The sequence below is a fragment of the Fibrella aquatilis genome, assembly GCF_017353255.1.
Classification (GTDB): Bacteria; Bacteroidota; Bacteroidia; order Cytophagales; family Spirosomataceae; genus Fibrella; species Fibrella aquatilis.
Genome location: NZ_JAFMYU010000021.1, coordinates 84105 through 101609, shown reverse-complemented (window position 1 = coordinate 101609; position 17505 = coordinate 84105). Strand labels below are relative to the sequence as shown.

Annotated in this window: 17 protein-coding genes; 5 read left to right on the top strand and 12 right to left on the bottom strand. The window is 55.4% G+C overall.

Going from position 1 to position 17505, the window contains the following annotated elements:
* Positions 1–74 precede the first annotated feature (74 nt).
* The 6 genes from J2I48_RS21770 to murI all read right to left on the bottom strand — a co-directional run bounded on the left by J2I48_RS21770 (position 75) and on the right by murI (position 2991).
* Positions 75–590, bottom strand: coding sequence for an acyl-CoA thioesterase (locus J2I48_RS21770; protein WP_207337610.1), 516 nt, complete (start codon positions 588–590; stop codon positions 75–77).
* Positions 591–764: 174 nt separating this feature from the next.
* On the bottom strand, positions 765–977 hold the full coding sequence (locus J2I48_RS28365) for a DUF6992 family protein (protein ID WP_229376643.1): 213 nt from the start codon (positions 975–977) through the stop codon (positions 765–767).
* Positions 925–1131, bottom strand: a complete 207-nt coding sequence (locus J2I48_RS28360; protein WP_229376635.1) for a hypothetical protein — start codon at positions 1129–1131, stop codon at positions 925–927. The genes J2I48_RS28365 and J2I48_RS28360 overlap by 53 nt, the downstream gene beginning before the upstream one ends.
* A gap of 52 nt (positions 1132–1183) precedes the next feature.
* The gene (locus J2I48_RS21760) at positions 1184–1660 is read right to left on the bottom strand and encodes a DUF5362 family protein (RefSeq protein ID WP_207337609.1); all 477 of its coding nucleotides are present in this window, start codon (positions 1658–1660) and stop codon (positions 1184–1186) included.
* A gap of 103 nt (positions 1661–1763) precedes the next feature.
* Positions 1764–2111, bottom strand: a complete 348-nt coding sequence (locus J2I48_RS21755) for a DoxX family protein (protein WP_207337608.1) — start codon at positions 2109–2111, stop codon at positions 1764–1766.
* 16 nt (positions 2112–2127) lie between these two features.
* Entirely contained in the window at positions 2128–2991 is an 864-nt protein-coding gene (gene murI / locus J2I48_RS21750; protein ID WP_207337607.1) for a glutamate racemase, read from the bottom strand.
* 148 nt (positions 2992–3139) lie between these two features.
* Here murI and J2I48_RS21745 point away from each other — a divergent pair, with 148 nt between their 5' ends.
* On the top strand, positions 3140–4840 hold the full coding sequence (locus J2I48_RS21745; RefSeq protein WP_207337606.1) for an IlvD/Edd family dehydratase: 1701 nt from the start codon (positions 3140–3142) through the stop codon (positions 4838–4840).
* Between the two features lie 136 nt (positions 4841–4976).
* Here J2I48_RS21745 and J2I48_RS21740 read toward each other — a convergent pair whose 3' ends face one another.
* Positions 4977–5846 carry an Rpn family recombination-promoting nuclease/putative transposase gene (locus tag J2I48_RS21740; protein ID WP_207337605.1) on the bottom strand — a complete coding sequence of 290 codons (870 nt, stop codon included), beginning with the start codon at positions 5844–5846 and terminating at the stop codon, positions 4977–4979.
* A gap of 139 nt (positions 5847–5985) precedes the next feature.
* Positions 5986–6564 (bottom strand): hypothetical protein, encoded by a 579-nt coding sequence (locus J2I48_RS21735; protein WP_207337604.1) that lies wholly within the window; start codon positions 6562–6564, stop codon positions 5986–5988.
* Positions 6565–6890: 326 nt separating this feature from the next.
* Here J2I48_RS21735 and J2I48_RS21730 point away from each other — a divergent pair, with 326 nt between their 5' ends.
* The gene (locus J2I48_RS21730) at positions 6891–7664 is read left to right on the top strand and encodes an SDR family NAD(P)-dependent oxidoreductase (protein WP_207337603.1); all 774 of its coding nucleotides are present in this window, start codon (positions 6891–6893) and stop codon (positions 7662–7664) included.
* An 87-nt stretch (positions 7665–7751) separates the two neighbouring features.
* Here the strand turns inward: J2I48_RS21730 and J2I48_RS21725 are convergent, their stop codons facing one another.
* The gene (locus tag J2I48_RS21725; RefSeq protein WP_207337602.1) at positions 7752–8951 is read right to left on the bottom strand and encodes a saccharopine dehydrogenase family protein; all 1200 of its coding nucleotides are present in this window, start codon (positions 8949–8951) and stop codon (positions 7752–7754) included.
* A 387-nt stretch (positions 8952–9338) separates the two neighbouring features.
* Between J2I48_RS21725 and J2I48_RS21720 the strand changes: the two genes are divergently transcribed.
* A complete protein-coding gene (locus J2I48_RS21720; protein ID WP_229376653.1) occupies positions 9339–9950 on the top strand; it encodes a TetR/AcrR family transcriptional regulator in 612 nt (203 codons plus the stop codon).
* A gap of 134 nt (positions 9951–10084) precedes the next feature.
* Here the strand turns inward: J2I48_RS21720 and J2I48_RS21715 are convergent, their stop codons facing one another.
* Complete coding sequence (locus tag J2I48_RS21715; RefSeq protein WP_207337600.1) at positions 10085–11380, bottom strand: aminopeptidase P N-terminal domain-containing protein; 1296 nt, start codon at positions 11378–11380, stop codon at positions 10085–10087.
* A gap of 176 nt (positions 11381–11556) precedes the next feature.
* On the opposite strand from J2I48_RS21715, the gene J2I48_RS21710 reads away from it, so the two are divergent.
* Positions 11557–13119 carry a S8 family serine peptidase gene (locus J2I48_RS21710; protein WP_374758168.1) on the top strand — a complete coding sequence of 521 codons (1563 nt, stop codon included), beginning with the start codon at positions 11557–11559 and terminating at the stop codon, positions 13117–13119.
* Between the two features lies 1 nt (position 13120).
* Here J2I48_RS21710 and J2I48_RS21705 read toward each other — a convergent pair whose 3' ends face one another.
* Positions 13121–14248 (bottom strand): glycoside hydrolase family 10-like protein, encoded by a 1128-nt coding sequence (locus J2I48_RS21705; RefSeq protein WP_229376632.1) that lies wholly within the window; start codon positions 14246–14248, stop codon positions 13121–13123.
* Between the two features lie 102 nt (positions 14249–14350).
* On the opposite strand from J2I48_RS21705, the gene J2I48_RS21700 reads away from it, so the two are divergent.
* Entirely contained in the window at positions 14351–15655 is a 1305-nt protein-coding gene (locus tag J2I48_RS21700) for an OmpA family protein (protein WP_207337599.1), read from the top strand.
* 98 nt (positions 15656–15753) lie between these two features.
* On the opposite strand, the gene J2I48_RS21695 is transcribed toward J2I48_RS21700, so the two are convergent.
* Positions 15754–17433, bottom strand: coding sequence for a DUF8832 domain-containing protein (locus J2I48_RS21695; protein WP_207337598.1), 1680 nt, complete (start codon positions 17431–17433; stop codon positions 15754–15756).
* Positions 17434–17505 lie beyond the last annotated feature (72 nt).

The window sequence follows — 17505 nt, the reverse complement described above, 5'->3', positions numbered from 1 at the left end:
GTGAGAGCCAAGAGACAAGATAGCTACCCACGGCCATCTTGTCTCTTGGCTCTCACCTCTTGGCTCTTTGCTCCTTACATTTCCAGCAACGCCCGTAGCTCGGTGGCTTCCTGGGGTTTCATGCGGCCGGCCAGTACCAGGCGGAGCTGACGGCGGCGCAGGGCCGATTCGTAGCGGGATTTTTCGTCGTCGGTTTCGGCAATAACGGGCGGCACCTCAATGGGGCGGCCACTCTGGTCAACGGCCACAAACGTATAGAAAGCGCTGTTGGTACTCACGCGCACCCCCGCCGGAATGTCTTCGGCCCAGACTTCAATAAACACCTCCATCGACGAACTGAACGCCCGCGTCACCTGGGCTTTCATGGTCACGATGTTGCCTAGTCTGATGGGTTCGGCAAACGATACGTTATCGACAGAGGCCGTGACTACCACGCGGTTCGAGTGTTTCTGGGCGGCAATGGCGGCGGCAATATCCATGAAGTGGAGCAGGCGGCCACCCATCAGGTTGTTGAGCGTATTGGTATCGTTGGGCAGCACCATTTCGGTCATGATGGTGTGCGATTCACTGGCACGTTTGGGTTGCGGCATTTGCTGTTGTAAAGGGTTTTTTCAGATGGAATTCTTTTAGACAGGATTATCAGGATGGCAGGATGAACAGGATTTCTTTGCTCTAGTAGATGATATATGATGAAGAAAGAAATCCTGTTCATCCTGCCATCCTGATAATCCTGTCTGAAAACCCTTTTTTTCTTTCAGGCGAAGTTAACGAATGAGAATGCGTACACCCAAGCCAAGTGGTGCCTGGGCGGTGAGTTGAATCTGTTGCGGATCTTCGCGGTGTTTGAAGATCAGGTAGTTAACCATGTCGAAGGCCAGTAAAAACACACCCTGAACCGCCACCGCTTTTCCATAGCCACGTAGCTTATCGGCCTGATCGGGGTGTTTGTTGGCTTGGCCGGATGTTAGCCAGCGCATAGCCACCCAGCGATAGTCCCAGTGTGCGTGTATGCGTATACCGTTGCTGGCTGAATCCCAGCCGGTTAGCTGTGGCGGTGGGTGATTGTGCTTGTGCCGATGGTCCCAGCAAGGCGTCACCGAGGGCATAATAAAACGAACGAAGGCGGCTCATCTGACAGGAATTGGTTGTCAGTAGAACCGCCTGCGTACCGCCACTATTTCGCCTACCGGTTGAATAAGGCTGCACCACCGGCCAGCAGGGCAAACAGGAAGATGAGTGCGTAGAATCCCAGCACGATCAGCACCAGTATACCCAGGAACTTGAACATCGATTTCAGGTTGGCAAATGAACTGTCGAGGCGTGCTTGATTCTGTTCCAGCAGGGCGATCTTCATATGGTCGGCGAAGCGGAATAGGTAGAGGCAGGGAAAGAAATAAAGCGCCGCGAAGCCAATGTATAGCACGGCGAAAAAGCCTCCAAAGTTCTTCAGCATCCCCAAGCTTTCGGCCCCCGGCGACTGAATCTGGCTCAGGGTGCCCATCATGGAGGTGAAAAAGAAGCCGAATAGGGCAATCAGCCCGCAGAAAATAAAGCCCAGCACGGCGAAGAACTTGGCCCAGCGACCCGTTTCGCGCAGGTAACGGGCATTTTCAGCATTGATAACGAGGGGGGAAGGGGTAGGAGCAGGATAGTCAGTCATAGTTTTCGGTGTTTAGATCGCGCTCAAATTAGACGAACCATGACTAATTGTCAATCAGGAATTTGCAATGGGTATACAAGCCCTATGCAAGCCTACTAAACGGTCATTTTGTATATTGGTAGGCCCACCAGATCAGCAGCCCCTGAATGGGCAGCCGTCCCCACCGCAACCAGGGCGACATGGCCTGAAACTTATCGCCCACGGCCATGTAATAGTTGGCTGGGAAAACGGCAATCAGTAGTGCAATGAGGCCCCAGGCTGCCCACACGCGGGTGGCCGGAAACAGCAGCCCAATGCCCAGTACAAGCTCGGCCACGCCGCTCCACAGCACCAGGGCGTTGTGGGCGGGCAGGTAGGGCGGCATGATGTAGAGGTAAAATCTGGGTCGCACAAAGTGCCAGATACCGGCCAGCATATACAGCGCAGCCATGATGTAAAGCGAGACTTTCATAGGTAGCAAGGTACAATCAGAACACCACTTTCTCGGCCTCAATAGGTTCGCCCCAAAACAGGCTGGCTTGTCGGCTGAAATCACGGGCGGAGTCGGTGGTGAGAAACCGACGTTGTCCCGGCTGGCCAGCTAATGTCGGCCCTGCCGAAAGGCCAAATTCGGGGTGGCGGGCCAGGTAATCGACCAGGCTAGCGGCCACAATAGGGCCTTGGCTGAGCAGCGTAACGCCTGTGGGAAGGATAGCCCGGATCTTGTTTTCAAGCAACGGGTAGTGCGTGCAGGCCAGCAGTAGCGTGTCGATAAGCGGGTCGCGGGTAAGCAGCCGGTCGATGTGTTGTTTCACGAAATAATCGGCCCCGCCAAAGCGGTGTTCGCCGTTTTCGATCAGCGGTACCCACATCGGGCAAGCCTCCTGCGTGACGGTCAGTTCAGGAAAAAAATGGCCGATCTCAACCAGGTACGACTCCGACGAGACCGTGCCGCTGGTGGCCAGTACCCCCACATGCCCCGCCGCCGAATACTGCCCAATTACCTCTGCCGTAGGCCGAATCACGCCCAGGACGCGCCGCGAGGGACCTGATTCGGGCGTGGGTCCGGGATAAAGCCGGGGCAGGTCGAGTTGTTGAATGTTGCGCAGGGCCTTTGCCGAAGCCGTATTGCAGGCCAGCACGACCAACTCGCAGCCCTGGCCAAACAGGTACTGCACACATTCCAGCGTGTAGTCATACACGGTTTCGAACGACCGCGTACCATAGGGTGTGCGGGCATTGTCGCCTAGGTAGACGTAGTCGTGCTGGGGCAGGGCGTTCACGATCTCGCGCATCACGGTCAGCCCGCCGTAGCCCGAATCGAAGATGCCGATGGGGGAAAGAGTGTCCAAAGTTTAAAGTCTAAAGTTCAACGTGTCTGCTTCGAGAAATTGCTTACACTAGGAGCAACGTGCACCGTTTCGGACTGTCCGTTGGGTACCATTCAATTATAACGGCGCAACTTTAGACTTTAGACATGAAAACGTTGAACTAAAATTTATGCGTTCACAGGAATGGTTTGGCCGCACCGGCAAAGATGGCTTCATATACCGGGCCTGGATGAAAAATCAGGGGTTCCCCCACCACGAGTTCGAGGGGAAGCCCGTGATCGGTATCTGTAACACCTGGTCGGAGCTGACGCCCTGCAACGCGCACTTCCGCGAACTGGCCGAAGCCGTGAAGCGCGGCGTGTGGGAGGCGGGCGGCTTTCCGCTCGAGTTTCCGGTGATGTCGCTGGGCGAATGCCAGATCAAACCCACGGCCATGCTGTTTCGGAACCTGGCCAGTATGGACGTGGAAGAAAGCATCCGGGGCAACAGTATCGATGGGGTTATTTTGCTCTGTGGCTGCGACAAAACCACGCCCTCGCTCGTGATGGGGGCCTGTTCGGTCGATATTCCCACGATGGTGGTGTCGGGTGGACCCATGCTGGCGGGGCGGTTTCAGGGGCGTAAAATTGGCACGTCAGACCTTTGGCGCTTTGCCGAAGACTTCAAAATGGGCCGCATGACCCAGGCCGAATTCACCGCCGCCGAAGCCGCTATGGCCCGCTCACAGGGGCACTGCGCGGTCATGGGGACTGCCTCTACGATGGCCGCGATGGTGGAGAGCCTGGGCCTCGCCCTGCCCGACAACGCCACCATCCCCGCCGCCGACTCGCGCCGGAAAGTGCTGGCCCATATGACAGGCGTGCGGGCCGTTGAACTGGTGCGCGAAGGCATCACGCCCTCCAAACTGCTAACCCGGCAGGCCTTTGAAAACGCCATCGTGGTCAATGCCGCGCTGGGTGGCTCGACCAACTTTATCCTGCACCTGATTGCCATTGCCGGACGCATCGGCGTGGAATTGTCGCTCAATGATTTCGATGCCTTGTCCGGCAAAATTCCGCTGCTGGCCAACCTGCAACCCTCTGGTGAACATTTCGTGGAAGACCTGTTCTACGCCGGTGGCCTGCCCGCCATCATCCACGAGCTACTGCCGCATCTGAACGGTAATGCACTGACAGTCAATGGAAAGACATTGGCCGAGAACTGCGCCGAGGCTCAGAATTACGACCCGGCGGTGATTGCCTCGCTCGATAAACCGTTCAAGCCGGAGTCGGGCATTGCTGTGCTGCGGGGGAATCTATGTCCCGACGGGGCCGTGCTCAAACCCTCGGCGGCTACCCCTGCCCTGATGCAGCACACGGGCCGAGCGGTGGTGTTCGAAAACATCGACGATTACAAAGCCCGCATCGACGACCCCGATCTTGACGTAGATGCCGACTGTGTATTGGTGCTGAAAAATGTGGGGCCGCGTGGCTACCCCGGCATGCCCGAAGTGGGCAACATGACCCTGCCCGCCAAAGTGCTGGCGCAGGGCGTTCACGACATGGTTCGCATCTCCGACGGGCGCATGAGCGGCACCGGCTTCGGCACCGTCGTGCTGCACGTCTCCCCCGAATCGGCGGTGGGGGGCAACCTGGCCTTTGTTCAAAATGGCGACCTCATCACCCTCGACGTGCCCAATCGGAGCCTGCACTTGCACGTCTCGGACGAAGAACTGGCCGGGCGGCTGGTGCATTTCAAACCCCTCGATTTGGGCTACGACCGGGGCTACGTGAACCTGTTCATCCGCCACGTCACCCAAGCCCACGAAGGCGTCGATTTCGATTTTTTAAAAGGCGGTTCCGGCAGTGTGGTGAGACGAGACTCGCATTAGGCTATGTATTTTGATACGCCTTATGAATCACTTAATGCCAACAGGGGCTAACGGTGCAACCTCTACACCCTCGCCGCGTTGGGCGCGTTCGTCGTGTACCCAAGTGCTGCCTGTCCGACGAGACAGGGAAGCAGAGCTAATTACTTAGAAGCGTCTGCTGTACTCGATGAACAAACTCAACTGAAACATTTGCCAATAGAGATGACTGTTCAACGGTCAGCCCCATTTGCAAAGCGTTTTTGACAGTCTCAGTCTTTATACGCGCTTCGGCTTCCTGAATCTTCTTTTGCTCATTCTTCACGGCCAGCGCATTGGCCGAAATCGTCATTTCGTAACTCAACCGTTGTTCCGGGGTCAACGCCCGTTTGTCCAACTCCTGAATAGCGACTCGTAACCACTCCTCGTTCCAAAAGGGCGGAAACTGCGTTGGCTCGCTTACCTCGTGTATGGTCTTCATGGTGTACAGCAGTTTGTCGAGGTTACTGGTGATGTCGGATAATCCCTTCTTAAACTTGTCTAACTCCACTGTGATAAACGTCATTTGCTCGTCTATGAGTTCGTTGTGTTGATTCTTCAGCACGGCAACATTATGATAATCAGCGATGTGCGGAAAAATAGTGGCGGCTAAAACACCGATGCAGTAAATTTTGGGTAAATCGTCAAACTCGTAATCGCCTCTTTTAATGAGTGTATTCAGCCGGTAGAAGGAATAGAACTTCATGCGCTGAATGAACTCCGGGTATTTGCCTAACTGCATCTCCACGATGAATTGCGTACCCTGCTCGTCCCGACAAAACAGATCATAAATGCCACTCCGACTGTCACGAGTAACGCCTTTGATTTCGTTCTGGATAAACGTGATCTCCTCAATAGCGACGGGTGAGTTGATGAATGCCTGTAATGCTTTACGCAAAAACCGGGTGTCGGCTTCGTTACCAAAGGTGGCTTTGAAGCCATAATCGGAAACAAGCGGAATAAACCGCTCGTCATCGTTGTACAAGTCCATGCTGTAAAAGTACTCAATGAAGGCTAGTCAGAAGTAGCCCCGCTACTCTTTACACACTCAGTTGGTTAGGCGCAGAAACGTAGCGTATCCAAGTGCTGCCTGTCCCGCGTAACCGCCGCCCCGCGGAGCTTGACAAGTACTATTTTTGGTTCATCAACTCCTCAATTTTATGCCTTCCTTCAAATAGGGTTTTTTCAAGCAAGGCAACTTCGTTGAAAAGTACAGTACCAGCTAATTTGAATATAGGTGTGTTAATGTTCCGGTCAGCCGTAATGAACCACTTTGCTTTTCCGTCTTCGATAAAATAACCCACGCGGACACCATCCTTGGTAGCAAATCGGTTTTCTTTGTAAAATGCCTCTCCCTTGACGGCATCAGCAAAGCCCGACTTTAGCACTGCCACTGCTTTGATGATTTCGAGTAAATCGGAATACTCAATAAACCAGTTCATACTGCTGAACTGCCGTTCCTTTGATAGCGCATAGTAAAACTTGGTTTCTGTAGCTATGCTCGCTCTGCGGATTTTGGCTTCGGCTACACCACTCAAGCCTAGATTCATATTTGGCAATTTGTAGTCTGTCAAGAGGATCATTTCGCCATTTCTTGATAGAAATCGCTCAAGGCTGGACTTCTCATTGTCTGGGTTTTCAGCTTGCTGGCAAAAGGCAGCATTGAGGCAAAAAGTGAAAAGAAGGAGCGTAAAAGTGAATAATTTCATTTGGATGCAGTAACGTAAAGTTTGAATTGGTAAATATTGCTAACCCCGACACAATTAGCAAGCCCTGCCTCACACTTGCATTCTGTCGGTGGTAGTTTGGCATGTGAGCCGTTGGTTGGCGTCGCTAGAGGTACGTAGTGTCGCTCAGAGCAAAGTGTGTCAGAGGGAGTAAGAGCCGCCGCAACTGCGCTCTGTCGGACGTAGTCGCAAACTGTCGGGGGGGTAGAGAATGCCACCAAGTACGTACAGTCAACCGAAGTTGGTTTTGTCGCAGGTACGGTAAGCAGTGAGCAGGTGGCTCTTTGGGTTTCAGACTACATTTGTCTATGACGTTTCATAACCAAACCGCCATTATTACCGGGGCAGGGCGGGGCATCGGCTTTGCCATGGCGCAGGAATTGGCCCGGCAGGGGGCCAATGTGTTGCTCAACGATTTCGACCCAAACTTGGCTCGTGAGGCTGCTGCGGCCATTCAGCATGCGGGGGGGCGATGCGCGGCCCTGCCCGGCGACGCGGCAGACGTGGCGTTTATCCGGCAGATGGTGGCTACGGCGGTCAACCTGTTTGGGCGGCTCGACATGGCCATTGCCAACGCGGGCATCACCGTCTTTGGCGATGTGTTTACCACCACGCCCGAAGCCTTTCAGACTATTGTGGATTTGAACCTGCGGGGTAGTTTTTTTTTGGTACAGGCGGCGGCCACACAGATGCGGGCGCAGGGCAAAAATGAAGCGGGCATAGCCGGGCGGGTATTGCTGCTATCGTCGGTGGTGGGGCAGTTGGGGCATCCGGGTTTGCCGGTCTACAGCATGACCAAAGCGGGGTTGCAGATGCTGGCCCGGCAGGCGGTCATCGATCTCTCACCGGCGGGCATTACCATCAACGCCGTGGCCCCCGGCGCTACCCTCACCGAACGCACCACCGACGACCCCGATTACATCCCGATCTGGTCGCGGATTACGCCCATGGGTCGCCCCGCCACCGTGGCCGATATTACCGCCGCTGCCCTGTTCCTGCTGTCGCCGCAGGCCAGCCACATCACCGGCCAAACCCTCACCATCGACGGCGGCTGGACCAGCGTAGGGGTACCACCGGTTTGATTTACGAATTACGATTTATTGCTTACGCACGGATTTGCTCTGGCGTAAGCAATAAATCGTAATTCGTACATCGTAATTCGTAAATTCCTACGCCAACGTCACGTTCACGGCGTGTTGCACCGGCAGGCCCTGTTTGTTCATTTGTTCGATGAACGGGTCGGGGTCGAGTTCTTCGCAGTTCCAGACGCCGGGTTTGAGCCAGGTGCCATTTACCAGCAGCATGGCCCCGATCATGGCGGGTACGCCGGTGGTGTAGCTCACGGCCTGTCCGCGAACCTCTTTGTAGGTTTCGGCGTGGTCGCAGTTGTTCCAGATAAAATAGGTTTTTTCCTCGCCGTCTTTGATGCCCCGAATCTGGCAGCCAATGCTGGTTTGGCCCGTATAATTCTCGCCGAGGCTGTCGGGGGCGGGGAGTACGGCTTTCAGGAATTCAAGCGGAATGATGTCCATCCCGTTGAATTTGACGGGGTCAATGCGGGTCATGCCCACATTTTGGAGCACTTCCAGGTGAGTCAGGTATGCCTGCCCGAAGGTCATCCAGAATCGCGCCCGCTTCAGCGTCGGGAAGTTTTTCACCAGCGATTCCAGTTCTTCGTGATACAGCACATACGACTCTTTGGGGCCAATGCCGGGGTATTCGATGGCCTTGTGGATGCTCATGGCCGGAATCTCGATCCACTCGCCGTTTTCCCAGTAGCGCCCCGGCTGGGTAATTTCACGGATGTTGATTTCGGGGTTGAAATTGGTGGCGAAGGCCTTGCCGTGGTTACCCGCGTTGCAGTCGATGATGTCGAGATAATGCATCTCATCGAACTGGTGTTTGGCGGCGTAGGCGGTGAATACCTGCGTCGCGCCGGGGTCGAAGCCGCAGCCGAGCAGGGCCATGATGCCCGCTTCTTCAAACCGCTGTTTATAGGCCCACTGCCAGCTGTATTCGAACTTAGCTACGTCTTTCGGCTCGTAGTTGGCCGTGTCCATGTAGTGGGTTTTGGTGGCCAAACAGGCATCCATGATGGGCAAATCCTGGTAGGGGAGGGCCACATTAATGACCAAAAAGGGCTTAACCTGTCCAATTAATGTTACCATCTCGGCAACGTTGTCGGCATTGACCTGGGCGGTCTCTATTTCGACACCGTGCATCTGGGCCACTTCGGCGGCAATCTTGTCACATTTGGAAAGGGTACGGCTGGCAAGGGTAATGCGTGTGAAAACGCTGGCGTTGAGCGCACATTTATGCGCTACAACGCTTCCCACGCCGCCAGCCCCAATAATTAGCACATTGGCCATGTTGGGAAAATGGGTTTGTTCGAAAACGATGTGGGCAAAGATACGAAGCAACCCCGTTTGGGCAGACCTGCTGACCAAGTGCCCGTTAGTTGTTACTAGAAAGGGTAATTAAGGGCTGAAAAAGAATTTTTATTGAACGGTAAAACTAGCCTTCGTGGTACTTTCCTTTATGTAAGTGACTGACCGTCAACTCATTTTAATATGCCGTATACTATATATATCAACGATAACTAGCCGAATTTGTACTAATATCGGTTAAATTTTCACGTTACCAGTTGGTAACAATAGGTTAATTCTACAGCTTTGTACCCGAAGCCGATAAATTGGTTCAAAACCCATTTCAAAAATGACAGTGATATGAAGATTGTGAAACGTAGAAACCGGGCAATGACCATGGAGCGCATCCTGCGCGCTATGGGAGACGTAATGGCCGAGAAAGGTACCAAGAAAGCAGGTATCAATGCGGTTGCTGAAAAGGCAGGTGTAAATAAGGTGTTGATCTACCGCTACTTTGGCGGTTGGAACGGACTCCTGGAAGCCTATGTACAGCGGGGCTTTTTCCTGTCGATGTTCAACGAACGATTCCTTGACACGGTACCGTCGAACCCCGGCCCTGACGAGCGCAGCAAAGTTTGGTCGGAGTATGTCATCAAACTGGCGCGTGAATTCCGGGATCGTAAATCGTCGCAGGAACTGATTCGCTGGGAGATGCAGAACGGTGAAACCGAACTGGCCCGTCGTCTGTCGGCTTTCCGTAACGAATCGTACAAAAAGATTATTGACAAACTGGCTCCTTTCCCAAGCTATGATCCCACCGCCCTCACGGCCGTGATTTTGGGTGGCGTGACGTACCTGACGTTGGTGAGCGACAATCGGAACAAGATTGTTGATATCGATGTGAGTACGCCCGAAGGTTGGGAGCGTATCGAAACCGCTATCCGGCGTATTTTCAGTAGCCTCAACACCGCCTTGACTGCACAGGATACCATAGCCAGGTAGTCAGCAGCGTCCTACACAAACAGAAAAAAGTGGCTGAGAGCCAAGAGGAGAGAGCTAAGAGCCAAGAGTTTGCAGGAGGCATTGTTCCTTCGCACAAGTTCCTGACTCTCAGCTCTCACCTCTTGGCTCTTGGCTTACCCGTTCATCAATGCCTCAATCTCATCGGCCTCAATCGGGATGTTGGCCATCAGGTCGATGTTGCCCCCTTCGGTGATGAGGATGTTGTTTTCCAGCCGGATACCCAGCCCTTCGTCGGGGATATAGATGCCCGGTTCGCAGGTGAACACCATGCCCGGCTCGAAGCGGCGGTATTTGTTGCCCACGTCGTGCACGTCGAGGCCCAGAAAATGCGACGTACCGTGCATGAAATACTTTTTGTATAGTGGCGCGTCGGGGTTTTGCTTTGCTACTGCCTCACGGTCCAGCAGGCCCAGCCCGATCAACTCCGACTCCATAATCTTGCCTACTTCGCGGTGGTATTCGTCCCAGACGTTGCCCGTTACCAGCAGCGCCCTTGCTTCGTTCATGACGCGCAAAACGGCCTCATACACAGCACGCTGACGAGGCGTAAACCGACCACTCACGGGAATAGACCGCGTCATGTCGGCGTTATAGTTGGCATATTCGGCCCCCAGATCCAGCAAAATCATGTCGCCCGCCTGGCACTGCGCCGAGTTGTCGATGTAATGCAAAATGCAGGCATTCTTCCCCGACGCAATAATGGGCGTGTAGGCGGCCTTGCGTGAGCGGTTGCGCAGAAACTCGTGCATCATTTCGGCTTCGATTTCATACTCCCATACGCCCGGTTTTACAAAGCCCAGCAGCCGCCTGAACATGCCGTCGGTGATGTCGATGGCGCGTTGCAGCAGGGCCACCTCGTGCGGCAGCTTAATGGCCCGCAGTTGATGCATGAGCGGGGCCAGGCGGCTCAGCTTATGCAGGGGATACTGGCGTTTAATGTCTTCTACAAACCGGTCTTCGCGCGTTTGCACACCCCCGCTGAAACGAGTATGTTCGTTGGTATTCAGGTAGATAGCGTCGGCCTCGAAGACCATCTGCGTGAAAATACTCTCGAACTGATGGGTCCAGTACACCTGTTTGGCCGGTATGCCCGACGTGGCTTCGGCTTCGGCTTTGGTGAGTTTATGACCTTCCCAAACGGCGATCAGATCAGACGTTTCGCGCAGGAAAAGGGCCTGCCTGAACTTCGGGTCGGGGTGGTCGGGAAAGAGTACCAGGCGGGTTTCTTCCTGGTCTACGCCTGTGAGGTAAAACAGATCGGTGTTTTGTACAAACGGCAGGGTACCGTCGGCATTGGTGGGCATGATATCATTGGCGTTGAGCACTACCAACGATTTGGGCGGGAGTAATTGCGTTAGCCGCTCCCGATTTTGCACGAAGAGCGAGTTGTCGATGGGCAAATAGCGCATGTATGAACTGATTTACGAGGTACGATTGCAGGGATTTACGATTTACGAGGTACGATTTACGATTTTTGCTGACGCGTCCGCCTGCTCATGCGTAAGCGGACGCGTCAGCAAAAATCGTAAATCGTACCTCGTAAATCGTAAATCCCTGCAATCGTACCTCGTAAATCAGTTCATACATGCGCTATTTATCCAACCTGTTTTTGCTGGGGATGTTGTTAACCGTATCTGGGTACGGGCTGGCACAGCCGTATGCTGCTTCAACGACGGTACCTAAATACTGGGTTTGTTTTACTGACAAAGACCTGCAGGCCGCACCCGCCCTGTCGCCACAGGCATTGGCTCAGCGGCGGTCTCGTCAATTGCCTGTCGATGAGACCGATAAGCCCGTTTCGGTGGCCTACGTGGCGCAGCTTCGTGCGCTGGGGTTGCAGCCCTTGGGGCAGTCGCGATGGTTTAACGCGGTGTCTGTCCCACTCACAGCTGCGCAGCGGCAACAGGTAGCCCGGTTGCCGTTTGTGCGCGAGGTGCGGGCTTTGGAGCCGGGGCTGATTATCACGAGCTTACCCCACGCCAACGAACCGAAACTGGCCGCCGTTATGGCGCAGATGCAGGCCAGTGATTTTGCCCAGGCGGGCCTCACGGGGCGTTTTGTGCAGATCGGCGTGATCGACGCGGGCTTTTTCGGGGCCGATTCCATGTCGTGGCTGAAGCCCATTGCCCAGCGCGGCGGGTTCCGGCAAATCCGCGATTTTGTGAACCGGGCCGGTACGCATAATGACCTGATTCATACCCGCGAAACCCGCTCCGATGACCATGGCACCGAAGTATTGGGGGCTATTGGCGGCTACGACCCCATCAGCGGCCTTCAACTGGGGCTGGGCTACGATGCCTCCTTTTACCTGGCCCGCACCGACGCCGGCAACCGCGAATTTCGGGGGGAGGAAGACAACTGGGTGCAGGCCATCGAGTGGCTGGATAGTCTGGGTGTGCGGCTTATCAATACCTCGCTGGGCTACGCCAAGGGCTTTACCAACCCCAAAGAAAATTATGCCCCTGCCCAGATGGACGGCCACACCAGCCTTATCAGCCGCGCTGCCCAAATGGCCACCGACAAAAAAGGGATGCTCATCATTGTGTCGGCGGGCAACGAGGGCGACGACCACACCTGGCGCGTGATCAGCACCCCCGCCGATGCCGAGGGGGTGCTGGCGGTAGGGGCCACCAACAACCGCCTCTGGAACCGCATTGGCTACAGCAGCATCGGCCCCGAAGCGCTTCCCTACCTGAAGCCCAATATTTCGTGCTTTTCGCTCTACGGCACCTCGCTGGCGGCTCCGGCCATCACCGGTTTTGCGGCCTGTCTGATGCAGGCCAACCCCAAACTGACCAACAAACAACTCCGCGATATTATCCAGCAATCGGCCCATTTGTACCCATACGGCAACAATTACGTGGGGTACGGCGTGCCCCAAGCCTCGCGGGCCTTGCTGCTGTTGCGTAGCCAGCCACTGCCTACTAGCAACCGGACAGTGACGGCGTCGGGCCGGGAGGTTGACCTGGAGCTACCCGCCAGCGTGGAGGGCCAGGTGTCGGTGTTTCGGAAGAAAAGCGCCCAACACGTCATTCGGCAGGAGGCCCTGCGCCCCAACAAGGGTAAGCTGACACTGCACCGGCTGGCGGGCGAAACCCACACCACGGTGGATATGAAAGATGCGGTGATTGAAGTGGTCTGGCAGTAGGCTATTTATAAATTGCCTCGAAAAAGCTGGTCCGGCTGCGAGTGCCTTCGTAGTGGAAAAAGATTTCGCCGGGCAACCCCGCCGCCCGGTTGGCCCCAATCTGCTGCCGCAACAGGCTGTCGGGGGCCACATAGCTGCCCACTTTCAAGAGCATGCCCGGCACCACGAGCGATTTTTGCGCCGCCGACACCTGGGTATTGACGATCTTGTTCAGTTCGTTTTGGTAGGCCGTCAGATCGCGGCGGTAAATCTGGGGAGCCACCATGTCGACAGAACCGTTTTTAACCCAGGCGGGCCAATCCTGCAAATAGTTGGTCAGGCTGAAGGGGTAAACGCTGGGCGCTGAGGACACCTGGCAGCTGGGTTTGGTGCGCTTAACAAGGGCCGTAAGGCGACGCAAAAAATCGGTTAGCTGGTTAGCGCGCCAGGCCACCCAGGCGGCGTCCTGCGCATTGGTCGGCACGGTGTTGCCAGTCTCCTGCGTATAGCGGGCTTTGGTGTCGGCATCGTAACCCCCCTCGGTGGGCATGGCGGGCAGGCGGTCGTCGCCTTGAATACCATCAACATCATACCTGCTCACCACCTCGTTGACCAGATCAAGCATAAACGACTGAACGGCCGGATTGAGCGCGTTCATCCAGCGAAACCCGTTCTTGGTCGTTATCGAGCCATCGGCCGAGCGGGCGGCCCAGTCTGGTTTTTGGGTGAGGATGTGTGCGTTGGTGCCACTGTAGTCAGCCGCAAAGCCAAATTCAAACCAGGCATAGACCTTGATGTTGCGCTTGTGCGCCTCCTCGATGACCTCTTGTAGTGGATCACGACCGGCAAAACGAGGGTCGATGAGCTTACCAAACGTGCGCTGCATAAGGGCGCTGGGGTACTGCGTGAAGCCGCCCGTCCAGGTGACTACAAACAGGTGGTTGATACCGTAACGGGCGCAGTCGTCGACCATCCGGCGAATATTATCGCGGGAAAAAAGCGCGTCTGAGTCGCTGGCAGGAAGCCATACCCCGCGGATGGGAACCGGACTGGCGGGTGGTACGGATAGTGTGGGTGTGGTGGCATTTTTACAGCCGAAGAGGGGAAATGCCAGCAAACAAGCTGCCAGCAGCAGCGAATAGATTTTCATACCTAGAGACAACGTTGAGTGTTTAAAGATGCAACTGGCTTCTTGAAACGCCCCGTATTTCGTGTACTTTCGGGCATCGTTCACCGTAACTCGCTGACTCTTATGCACTACCGATTATTACTTTTTTGCCTGCTTTCCATTTCGTTGTCGAGTTGTTTGTATGATCCCTTTCCGCGCACGGGTGGTGGTTCAACGGGGGGGAGCACGGGCAGCAGATACCCCAACGATGGCCAAGGCGGTTATCCCAACGGTGACGGCACCTACAGCCAGCCTCCCGCTACTGGACCAGCCCAGCCAGCCGACAGGGGTGTTCGGGTCGATAACATTCGCCTCACCCGCGACTATACTATTCTGGACCTAACATTTACCGATGCCAACAGACCTGCCTATGATGAGAATCGCAGGCAGATACCGTCGGGAGTTTCCATTGAATTTGATCCGGCTGGCCGTTTGGTGGCGGCCAATGGTGCCCGGACGTTTGCGTTTGTAAAGGCCGATAATATTCCGCTTAAGCCTAAACAGATAAAAACGTATGGTGGGCGGTCGTATTCCTTTACGCTCTATTTTGAGCGGCTCGACAAGGGACTTGAAAACTTCGATCTGTTTGAGTGCAATGACTACGACCAGATTGTGTGCTGGAATATCTACAATCTGTATGTACGGAATCCGGCCAGTCCGGTAGTCAACCAGCCACTCCCCCCGGCCCCGCCTCCCCCCAGCAGACTTCCCGGCGAAACGCCGTTACCCGCACCCGCGCCAAAGCCTGTTGAGCCGCCCGCCGTGCAGACGGTCATGATTTCGGGGGTGGTGAGTAACTCGCTGACCAACAGGCCCATTACCGCCACCGTAGCCTATCAGTTGTCGAACAAATCGACCCCAGTGGATTCGGTGCAGAGTTTCGCCTCTGACGGGTCGTACCGGATGCAGTTGCTACGGAGCCAGGTCTATACCTACGTGGCCTCGGCGAAGGGATATTTACCCGCCAGCGGTACGATTGACCTGATGAAAGCGTCTAACAATCAGAAGATTACGCGCAATGTTCAATTAAAGCCACTGACGGTGGGGACTAAGATTACGTTGCAGAACATCTATTTCGCCATGTCGAAATCGGATCTGCTACCGGCGTCTTTTGCCGAACTGGACCGCTTGGTCACGCTCATGAACGACAACCCGCAGGCCCGCATCCGGCTGGAAGGGCACACCGACATTATCGGTGACAAAGAAGCCAACCTACAACTCTCGCGCGACCGAGTGCTGGCCTGTCAACGCTACCTCGTCGGCAAGCGCATTGACGTAGACCGGATCGAAACTGTCGGCTACGGCGACACCCGCCCCATCCTGACCAAAGGCACCGACGAAGAGCGCAAAGTAAACCGGCGGGTGGAGTTTGTGATACTAGCGCTGTGATTTACGATGTACGATGTACGAATTACGATTTATTGCTTACGCCAGAGCAAATCCGTGCGTAAGCAATAAATCGTAATTCGTACATCGTAATTCGTAAATCATTTCACTTGCGTATCAAACGCCCCCGTCTGCACCTGGCCGTTACGTTTTACCTGCACCCAGATGCGGTAATGGCCTGGGCGGGGGAAGGCGTAGGGGAACGAAATCATGTTGTTGATGCCGTCGGCATGGCTCATTCCGGGCATTTGCAGGGCTAACATAGCGTTCTTTTCAGCCTCTGGTTTGGTCTTGAACTGGGCTACGTAGGTGTCTATGCTGTCGCGGAAACGGGCACCGTTTAGCTTGGGAGCCGTGCGTGAGGTGTCGGCGATGCGGTTGACGAGCATGGCTTCAGAAGCCATCGAATAGGTGCCCACGGGATGCAGGTGAATGTAGACCGTGCCGTCGGAACGGAGGATGGCGGCGTGGCCGGGCATGCCCAGATAGGGTTCCAGTTTGGCGGCTTTTCCAGTAGGGTCAGCCACGGCAAACTTTAGTATATACAGTTCACCCGTGTTCAGAACCGGGCTGGGCTTGTCGGTCCAGATCATAGTCGAGCCGTCGGGCAGGCGGGTGCTGGCACCGGGTTTGCCGCAGGCTACCATGTCGTTGTCGAGGTGCAGTTTGCCCACGGCGTCCTGTTTCACGCCCATGGGTTCGGCCATCAAATAGCTATCGTCGGGGTCGACAGGGCGGGGAAGGGCAGCCTGGGCAGCCGATACCTTCACGACGGGCACGTCGACGGTGTCGGTAAGGGTTTCGGCGTAGCCGGAGCGGTAGACTACATCCATAAACACTAGGTAGCGACCACCTGGCAGGTTAGCTAGTTTTGTTTCGAAATGCAGCGAATCGCGGCGGGTGGGGTGCACGTGGGCAAAGGCGTCCATGCCCGGCATCCGCACCAGAAACGTATGCATGAGCTTACCGTGGTCCGGCACAAGCAGGTTGAAATCGCGGCGCCGACGCCGATTCTGGCTGAACCCTGTCGTGTCGGGGCGCATGGTCAGCACTACCTGCGGAACACCCGCACCGGCGGCCCGGCCCGGTCCGTTTTCGACCGGGACGACCGTACTGATGAGCGGAACGGGTTTATAGAGTTGGTAGGTCCGGTATTCATCGGCCCAGCTGTTCCACCACATACGGCCACCAGACAGCACAAGCACCAGTACAGCACCGCCAATAGCCATGCCCACCAGCCGACGACTCTGAACGCTTTTGCCTGGTGCACTGCCAGGCTTGGTTACCCCGTCGGCATTACTGGCTCCGATAATGGTCACCAGCATGGCTACCAGCAGCAGGCCCATGATGGCCAACCCGACACCCGTACCGGCAGGCATATCGCGGGTAGCGGTAGAAGTGGCCAACAGCGGAACCACCACCGTTGCCTTGCCGTCGGCTCCATTAATAGTTAGCTGAATACTGGTTGAGCCGGATTGCATGAGCCAGATGGCTCCTTCGAAACGGTTGTTGTCTACGGCGGTGAGGGCCTCGGCTTCGGGGGCACCTTCATCGCCTTCAAAAAAGTAAACGGGCCGTCCGGCAATGCTGCTGGCTTGGCCTTTTTCCAGATACACCGTTACATGCGCCGTACCCGGCACCACGTCGGGCGGTTGCACACTGACCAGTAACTGATAGTTGCCTACTTGTTTCTGCACAATCACCCCGGCACTGCCCACGTGGCCTTCGGCAAAGAGTGAAAGAGTAAGAGCTATAAAGAGCGAAAGGAGGAAGGGTTTCATAAGGGGGGTAATGATTGAGAAGTAAGAAGCAAGAATGGCTTTGTGATCAATTGTTGCGAGGTTTCTTACTTC